The organism is Candidatus Neomarinimicrobiota bacterium (genome assembly GCA_022567655.1).
Classification (GTDB): domain Bacteria; phylum Fidelibacterota; class SORT01; order SORT01; family SORT01; genus JADFGO01.
The window spans coordinates 1-7,627 of sequence record JADFGO010000097.1; the positions used below are offsets into that span (position 1 = coordinate 1).

The window sequence follows — 7,627 nt, forward strand, 5'->3', positions numbered from 1 at the left end:
ATGACGATTTAGTCGGTTCTGTTGATGCGCATGCCGAAAACAAAAAGGCAACAATAAACAGATAAACGAGCCGATGATTTGCTCTCATAATTATACTTCCTCCTGTTGAGACCGGGGCTGTTCTGCTCTAACTCAGAGCCCTGAACGCATCGACGAGTACCTTCATGTCTTCCAACAAAATAGGCGCATCGTTTTTAACTGCGTTCAGACGATTGATGCTTTCCTTCAAACTCGTAGTGGCAGCCGGTATCGCCCAAAATTTGGGAATGCCCATATAAGTGAAATCGCTTCTTACATTTGTTATCATGGATTTCCCGTTGCCGAGAAGGTCAGGTATCTCCCGGATACTTCGGATCAAGGAGAGTACACCTATTCCGAGGTTAGCGCCTGTCAGCAAAAAATATTTTGTCTCGTTGGATGATATATTATCCCTTTCTTTTTCCATTCTCAATACAGCTGCCGATTGCTCCACCGTAAGTTCATCATGAGGCGTATCACCGATCAAGCTGTCGATATTTTCATCCATCGTCATCTTGGCGATATGGTCCATCGCATACTTTTTCAGATTCGATGTAGCGTCATCGACCATCTCCTTGGTTATCGAAAATGTGGTTAGAATGATCGCCGTGGATTTATGGAAATTATTGTGATTTTCGATTCCCACCACAGGATAATCGTTTAATACCACGTCTATCCCGAGCTTGTCGGGGAGTACCCGGAATTTCGGATCCAAATCGGACAGGTAGAGAGTGGATCGACCTGCGCCGCATCCGGCGATTAAAAGCGCCATCAATGCTGCAGCTGCTGCGCTGATTAGCTTCCGCATTTTCTCATTCCTCCCGGTTTAGGAAGATTACCTCATATTATCGATGGCGTTTTGAAGCGAATCAAACCCTTGTTCTGCTTTGAACTCATTGAATAACGCTTCTTCCCTCTTCGCCGCTTCCAAGGTCGCCTTCCGGACAGAATCTTTTGAGTAACCCACCAGGACGTACCATGTGCCGTCGTCCCCCTTGTAGGTATTCAATACGATTGAACCTTCTAAGGTGTTTGCCGTTACCTGATTGCTGACGCTTTCAGTGTATTCCAACGCCTGTGCGTTCTCGCCTATCCCGCTCTCAGACATGAAGTCTCTCAAAAGTGTCTGAACCTGTATCTTTACGCTCTGCGAGATTTCATCGCGTGCGCGTGCCGTAGCCGCTTTTTTTGCCAGCATAGGGTTCTGCTTTTTCGCAAAACCAACCCCGAATAGGCTGTCGGGACTCGCCGGCGGGCTCATAACGAACCATGGCATTTCAGGTTCTTTGTCGAACTGTTCCGTGCTACCTGATTTATACGCACCACCCCCGCATGAAACGAGTAGTAACGCCAATAAAGCGAGTATGAAATTTCTCATGACTGACCCCTGTTGTTTTGTTAGTGCTCGAACATAATTAATTATCGTAAGTCCCTGTTGCCGGACTCTGCTGTATTCCTGATGGTCCTCCCGTAAGATAAATGATTAAGAGAACAGCATAGATTAGGTACGATTCCAATTCTGAAAAGTCAAGATTTATTTTTAGTCACTTTCCGCGCGCAATGGCAATTAATGCTGTCATTCTGAGATTGGCTCGCGCCTGTCTTCGGCTCTTCAGTCATCCGTCAACTGCCCGTCAGAAGATGGACAAGCCGGATGCACTCCATATTAAGTTCATGTGTAGGGGCAGGTCTGTGACCTGCCCGCCTGACGTTAGTCGGGCAAGCGAAGCCCCGCCGACGGCGGGGACTGCGCCACATTTAATGCTGTCATTCTGAGTCCCGTCCCGAAGTTTCGGGATCGGGACGAAGCATCCCGTTGTTTAGATGAAGTGTAGGGGCAATTCACGTTTACCCCGAAGAAAGCGGGCCTGCCCGGCAATCGGTCAGACGGGGAATTGCCCTATGGACAACTCCTGAGTTGTCCCTACATATAACCATCGGAAAGGGATAAAAATCCCCTCTTGAGAGGGGTGGCTCCGCTGAAAGCGGAGACGGGGTGTGTCACAGGACAGCATACTATGCTGTCCCTACATTAAGCGTGGTTGAGGCACAAAAAAAATCCCCGAAGGGATTATGGAGTCTGTAGTTCTATTGAAGTAGTCTCTTACGCGGCGACGGCGATCATCTCTTTGGCGACTGCGGCTATCTTCTTCTGCGCCTCTAATGACGTAAAGCACTCAATAGCGCTGTGGTAAGCGGCTTCCGCCTTCTCGGCGTTCTTCTCTTCCGTGTGCAGGCGCGCTATCTCAAGGTAGGTCTCACCCTTATTCAGCGCGTTGTCGTGACGTTCGTTTATCCTCAGTGAGTTGCCGAGGTAAACTTCAGCAAGGTCATACCTGCCGTTCTTCTTGTAGTTCATGCCCATAAGCTTATAGACTTCGGCTACGCCCAGCCTGTCCTTCATCTCGGAAAATATCTTGAAAGCCTTCGTTGCGAGAAGGATGCTCTCGTCTATCTCGTCCTTGCGGTGATAGATCTCGGCCTTTTCAAGGTATGACAGACCCGCTATGCGTACATCGCCGGAACGTTCGCTGAACTTAAGACCGTCGGCAAGCTTCTTCTCAGCCGTGCGCAGGTCGCCTTTGTTCTTGTATGCGATGCCGATGTTATGGTGTATAAGAGCTCTTAATGGATCGTTGTCCCTGTTGCCGAGAGTCTTGAGAGCGGAGCTGTACGCTTCCAATGCGTCGTCATGCTCGCCCCGGATATTGAGTATGTTACCGAGGTTCATAAATATCTTGAGTAGAAGGCCGCGGTCTTTCTTGGCGGTCGCTAACTTCTTAGCCGATTCAAACGACTCAAGCGCCTTGGAGAGCTTGCCGGTCTCCGCATAAAGGATACCGAGCGTGTTGAGCGTGGCCGCGAGAGCATTCATGTCACCGGCTTCCCTGAGTAATATCTCAGCCGCCGTGAACTCCTCAAGCGCCCTTTCCCAGTTAGCCTGCTTGGCGTATATCTCGCCGAGTAAACGGCTCGCCGAACCCTTGATGCTCCGGTTCGACTTGCTTCCCGGACGGCTCTTTACTTCATCAAGAAGTCCCATCGCCCTGTCAAACTGCAATGAGTTGATGCCGACTTCAGCCAGAGCCACTAACAGAGAATCGTAAGAGTCGCCTTCAAGGAACTCCTGCGATACGCTTAAGATTATTTCAAACTTGCTGTCTATAGATAGGTTATTACGGTCGTTCTTGGTGAGGTCGGTGGGTAGGATAGCCTGCCTGGTCTCTTTCAGAGCCGCTTCGTTGCTCTTGAGTACCTTAGATACTCTCGCTTCGAAGCCCTTCCCGCAGCGTTCTGCCGCTACGTTAAGAAACTCTCTGATAAAGTTGCCGGATGCCATCTTTAGTTATCTCCGACCAACGATGTCAATATTATGGACGCGGTAGGTGTTGTCAGTATCGACAATCGTGCGCTCAATCGCGTTCACCTTATTTACCGTAATAGTCAACATTATACCTTAGTATGCCCATCCATAACGTGTGAAATGATCGATGTAGAATACGATAGTCTTCTCATTCTCGTCTACAACGTAGTTAGTTATGTCACCACCCGTACCGTCGTCCTGCAGCCAGTAAATCTCTATCAGGTAAGGATCACCGTCAAAACCGAGAGCGTCGTAGTTCATAGTTACCTTGACTTCCACGTTGAATGTCGTGCTCGGTAAGAACTCTACCTCTGCAGCACATGGGTTCCTATTATCCATACACGTCACCTGTACCGAGATCGTGGTGTTTTCATCTAACGCTCCGGCCGGTATCTCTACCGTGTTGCCGAACGTTTTGTTACCGCCAACCGTACCGCCGGCCGAAACCGTGATGGTCTTCTCTGCGACGTTGGACTTCCTCAGCGATGTCATCTTCTCGAATGTCTCCGGACTCCAGCGTAAAAAGTTCACGCCTTCGAGTGACTTCGCCGCACCTGCCACCGATGCACTTGCCTTAGCTGATTCCGGGGCTGTCGTAGCTGCGTAATCGCACGCCACCGAAAAAAGTAAAGCAACTGCCATTATTGGTATAAGCAGGTTTCCTAATTTCAATCTGCTTTGTCTCATTGTTTTCACCTTCGCGTCCTTTCGCGTATTGTTATTTAATATTTTAGAACTGCTTAAATTCGATTTGATTTGGTTTCTCCCTCTCATGTCCGCAATTAAGATACGAAATCAAGAGGATAGGACAGTGATACGTGTCACAAAAATCAAATAATTTATTATTCCGTATTATGTTATTAATACAGCGCTTACGACAGCAATTTTTTCAGGTCTGTTCTGCCGTCAGCCCCGTGAGCCGTTTAGACCGAATATTTTTGTTACTTCGTCTTTTAATTCGGCAAGTTTAAACGGTTTTTTCAAGTACGTCGATACTCCTAAATCTTCAAGTATGGACTCAGATCCTTCGTTCAGAACCGATGATACTACTATAATTTCCGCTGAAGAAAACGCCTCACTTTCCTTCACCTGTCTGATAACTTCGTATCCGTTGATTTTCGGCATATTCAGGTCGATTATCAGCAAGTCCGGCACCGATTGCCCTATCTTCATCAGTCCCTCGTATCCGTCGGTCGCTGAATCCACTTTCATCTCTATATCCATGTTTTCAAGCGTCATGAGTATAGTCTTTATCATACCGGGATCGTCGTCAATTATGAGGACTCTTTTTTCACTCCCTCTCGACAGCGATTCGTCGATCGGCATTTTATTATCCTCTAAAAACTTGATAAAATCTTTTTTAGTAACCCTGAAATGCCCCATCGGAGTCTGAAACCCCGGGAGATGCCCTTCCCGTATCCACCGCTTGACTGTAGTGACGTTTACTTCGCAATACGCCGCTATATCACCGGTTGAAAGATATTTTTTGCCTTTACTCATACGCCTGAAACGCCCGATTTACACTATAGTTCCGAATTCCGCTTTTTCTATAATATCCGCAAATTGCCAAGATAGAATACTTAATGTAATAAACTCTTTCGGCAAATACAAACGATTTTTCATCATAACAAGGTATTCTCAACCATCCGCAAAGATAAGATATTCCGCTCGTTTATCTGTGCAAATCACACCGATCGCTCATTTGGATATTTTTAACTACGCCTATTCCGACAGATCAGGCTTTTTCCCTTTTCCCATCAACCGCCTGACAAGGACAATTATCAACAACACTCCCATCCCCATCAAGACGGAAGAATAACGTCCGCTGAAGAGTCCGTCGCTGACTTCTTCAGCCTGTTCCTGTGCAAATGCTAAACCTGCAAAAGGGAGTACAATCCAAAAAAATGAGGTTATCGACTTCATCATCGATAATAACTTAAACAATCATTAGGAACGGGACAAGCTAAAGCGCTGTTGTATGTGGTAACTTTAACCAAGATGAAATCTTATTTTGCGTATTCTTATACACACCCCGTCTTTTGTCCCGAACACTGGGACAAAATCCACCCCTCTTGATAGAGGGGAATATAAGGACTATTTCTTTATTGGCAAAACATACTTCCATTATCTTCCATCTGATATCCTGAATTTGATAAGCAAATTCTACTACTCCACCGCCATCGACGGTATCTCATCAAAGATGAGATAAAAATCCCCTCTAATAAGAGGGGTGGATTCGAATCCAGAGGATGAGAAGACGGGGTGTGTCAGGAGCTATCCTCATTCTCCCTAATCCATTCTTTAATGGAGATCAAAACCCCCTCAAGATTATTCCTCACTTCCGAGTCTTGATAACGAAGCACCTTTAGAGTCATAGATTCAAGTTTTACATGTCTTTTCTTATCCTCTTCAAGTTTGTAATTGTGCGTAACTCCATCTACCTCAATTACCAGCTTCAGTTTATTGCAAAAAAAATCGACTATATAATGACCGATGGGTCTCTGCCGATGAAAATCATAACCTAACATTTTCTTCCCTTTTATCTCATTCCAGAGAAGTACTTCGGCTAAAGTGGATTCTTTGCGGAGCTTTGCAGATAAATTCTTTAGTTTTGGATTGTATTGTATCTTCACTTATTCAGTTACACACCCCGTCCGCCAGCTGGCGGACACCCCTCTTATTAGAGGGGAATATAAGGACTTTTTGTTTTTTATGAAAGTACCCAATCAATATTCTTCGGTTGCAGTCAATATGAATCCCCGAAATATCGGCGCAAGCTCTAATTCCCGCACAATTACAATAAATTGTGTCATTCTGAGGAGTCCCGTCCCGAAGTTTCGGGATCGGGACGACGAAGAATCTCAATAACTGTCGTCGTAAGAACGAGATGCTTCGACTACGCTCAGCATGACACCTGATAACCAATTATTGGCGCGCGTAGGGGTTAGTCATTCGATTAGTCATTTCAACTCTGGGTAATATTACATAAATTAAAGGAAATATTTAATCGTATCTACATAAACGGAGGTTATATATTGAAACGATCACTCAAATTATCACTGATACTGATAATCTTTCTGCTATCACTATCGTGTTCGCAACAGGCAGCAAAAGAGACTCTGATGCCCGCAAACCCGTCTGTCGAGCAGCTTAACCAGCTCTTTCACGACGACTGGGAATCAACGCTGAAGGAATATCCCGTCTTCGCCACAACGCTCGGCGACCGCCGCTACAGCGATAAACTCACACCTATCTCCGTGGCGGACAGCGAGAGAAGGATAGAGGAAAACAGAGTATTCCTCTCCCGGCTGATGAGGATAGACCGGGACGCGCTCCCAACCGCCGATAAACTTAACTACGACATATATAAACGTCTTATCGAGGACGGCATCGAGGGTGGTCAGTTCAAAGGATATCTCATGCCGATAACCAACCGGAGCGGGTTCCACGTCTCCTTTCCGCAGCTGGCGGACCGTGTGCCGTTCAACAACGTGGAGGATTACGAGAATTATATCGCCCGTCTGAACGCTTTTAGCAATTACGCCGATTCTCACATCGAACTGATGCGTACGGGAATCGCCGAGGGATACGTCCTCCCGGGGATCGTTCTTCAGGGAATCGAAGACGCTATCGAGGCGCATATAGTTGAAGACCCTACGGAAAGCCTTCTCTACAAGCCTTTCGAGAAATATCCTAAAGGCATAGACGAAGCCGAGCAGGAACGTTTGACCGCAGCCGGTTCAGAGGCGATAACGAATTCGATCGTTCCCGGTTTCAGATCGTTCCTCAGATTTATGACGGAAGAATATCTGCCCGCAACACGCGAAGAAATTGCCGCCTCCTCCCTGCCGAACGGAAAAGCATACTACGAATACAGCGTACGCTCCTTCACCACTCTCGACGTTACTCCGCAGGAGGTACATGACAGAGGGCTTTCTGAGGTGAAGCGGATCCGCGCCGAAATGGAAGAGGTTATAAAGGAATCGGGATTCGAAGGGGATTTCAAGGCTTTTGTCGAGTTCCTCCGCACCGATGACAGGTTCTACGTCGATACACCCGAGCAGCTGATGAAGGAAGTCTCGTTCGTCCTGAAAAAGATGGACGGAGAGCTGCCGAGCCTCTTCGGAACGCTCCCCCGTATGTCGTACGGAATAAAGCGCGTTCCCGATTTCATCGCTCCGAAAACGACCACGGCATACTATAGACGTCCTTCAGGCGACGGCACAAAGGCGGGATTCTATTACG

8 protein-coding genes are annotated in these 7,627 nt (G+C 47.0%); 1 reads left to right on the plus strand and 7 read right to left on the minus strand.

The window, feature by feature from the left end; genetic code table 11:
* Window positions 1–127: 127 nt before the first annotated feature.
* The 7 genes from IID12_08910 to IID12_08940 all read right to left on the minus strand — a co-directional run bounded on the left by IID12_08910 (window position 128) and on the right by IID12_08940 (window position 6,015).
* A complete protein-coding gene (locus IID12_08910; protein ID MCH8289208.1) occupies window positions 128–826 on the minus strand; it encodes a hypothetical protein in 699 nt (232 codons plus the stop codon).
* A 27-nt stretch (window positions 827–853) separates the two neighbouring features.
* The gene (locus IID12_08915) at window positions 854–1,396 is read right to left on the minus strand and encodes an LPP20 family lipoprotein (protein ID MCH8289209.1); all 543 of its coding nucleotides are present in this window, start codon (window positions 1,394–1,396) and stop codon (window positions 854–856) included.
* A gap of 726 nt (window positions 1,397–2,122) precedes the next feature.
* Complete coding sequence (locus IID12_08920) at window positions 2,123–3,358, minus strand: tetratricopeptide repeat protein (GenBank protein MCH8289210.1); 1,236 nt, start codon at window positions 3,356–3,358, stop codon at window positions 2,123–2,125.
* Window positions 3,359–3,475: 117 nt separating this feature from the next.
* On the minus strand, window positions 3,476–4,069 hold the full coding sequence (locus IID12_08925) for a hypothetical protein (protein ID MCH8289211.1): 594 nt from the start codon (window positions 4,067–4,069) through the stop codon (window positions 3,476–3,478).
* A gap of 219 nt (window positions 4,070–4,288) precedes the next feature.
* The gene (locus tag IID12_08930) at window positions 4,289–4,882 is read right to left on the minus strand and encodes a response regulator (protein ID MCH8289212.1); all 594 of its coding nucleotides are present in this window, start codon (window positions 4,880–4,882) and stop codon (window positions 4,289–4,291) included.
* Between the two features lie 222 nt (window positions 4,883–5,104).
* The gene (locus IID12_08935; protein MCH8289213.1) at window positions 5,105–5,308 is read right to left on the minus strand and encodes a hypothetical protein; all 204 of its coding nucleotides are present in this window, start codon (window positions 5,306–5,308) and stop codon (window positions 5,105–5,107) included.
* Between the two features lie 341 nt (window positions 5,309–5,649).
* The gene (locus IID12_08940) at window positions 5,650–6,015 is read right to left on the minus strand and encodes an endonuclease domain-containing protein (protein ID MCH8289214.1); all 366 of its coding nucleotides are present in this window, start codon (window positions 6,013–6,015) and stop codon (window positions 5,650–5,652) included.
* A gap of 402 nt (window positions 6,016–6,417) precedes the next feature.
* On the opposite strand from IID12_08940, the gene IID12_08945 reads away from it, so the two are divergent.
* The coding region (locus IID12_08945; GenBank protein MCH8289215.1) for a DUF885 domain-containing protein at window positions 6,418–7,627 on the plus strand (1,210 nt) is incomplete at its 3' end.

Bases quoted from the DNA above. Each gene is read 5' to 3' on its own strand.
- IID12_08910 (MCH8289208.1), bottom strand. From the start codon at position 826: ATGCGGAAGCTAATCAGCGCAGCAGCTGCAGCATTGATGGCGCTTTTA.
- IID12_08915 (MCH8289209.1), bottom strand. From the start codon at position 1,396: ATGAGAAATTTCATACTCGCTTTATTGGCGTTACTACTCGTTTCATGC.
- IID12_08920 (MCH8289210.1), bottom strand. From the start codon at position 3,358: ATGGCATCCGGCAACTTTATCAGAGAGTTTCTTAACGTAGCGGCAGAA.
- IID12_08925 (MCH8289211.1), bottom strand. From the start codon at position 4,069: ATGAGACAAAGCAGATTGAAATTAGGAAACCTGCTTATACCAATAATG.
- IID12_08930 (MCH8289212.1), bottom strand. From the start codon at position 4,882: ATGAGTAAAGGCAAAAAATATCTTTCAACCGGTGATATAGCGGCGTAT.
- IID12_08935 (MCH8289213.1), bottom strand. From the start codon at position 5,308: ATGATGAAGTCGATAACCTCATTTTTTTGGATTGTACTCCCTTTTGCA.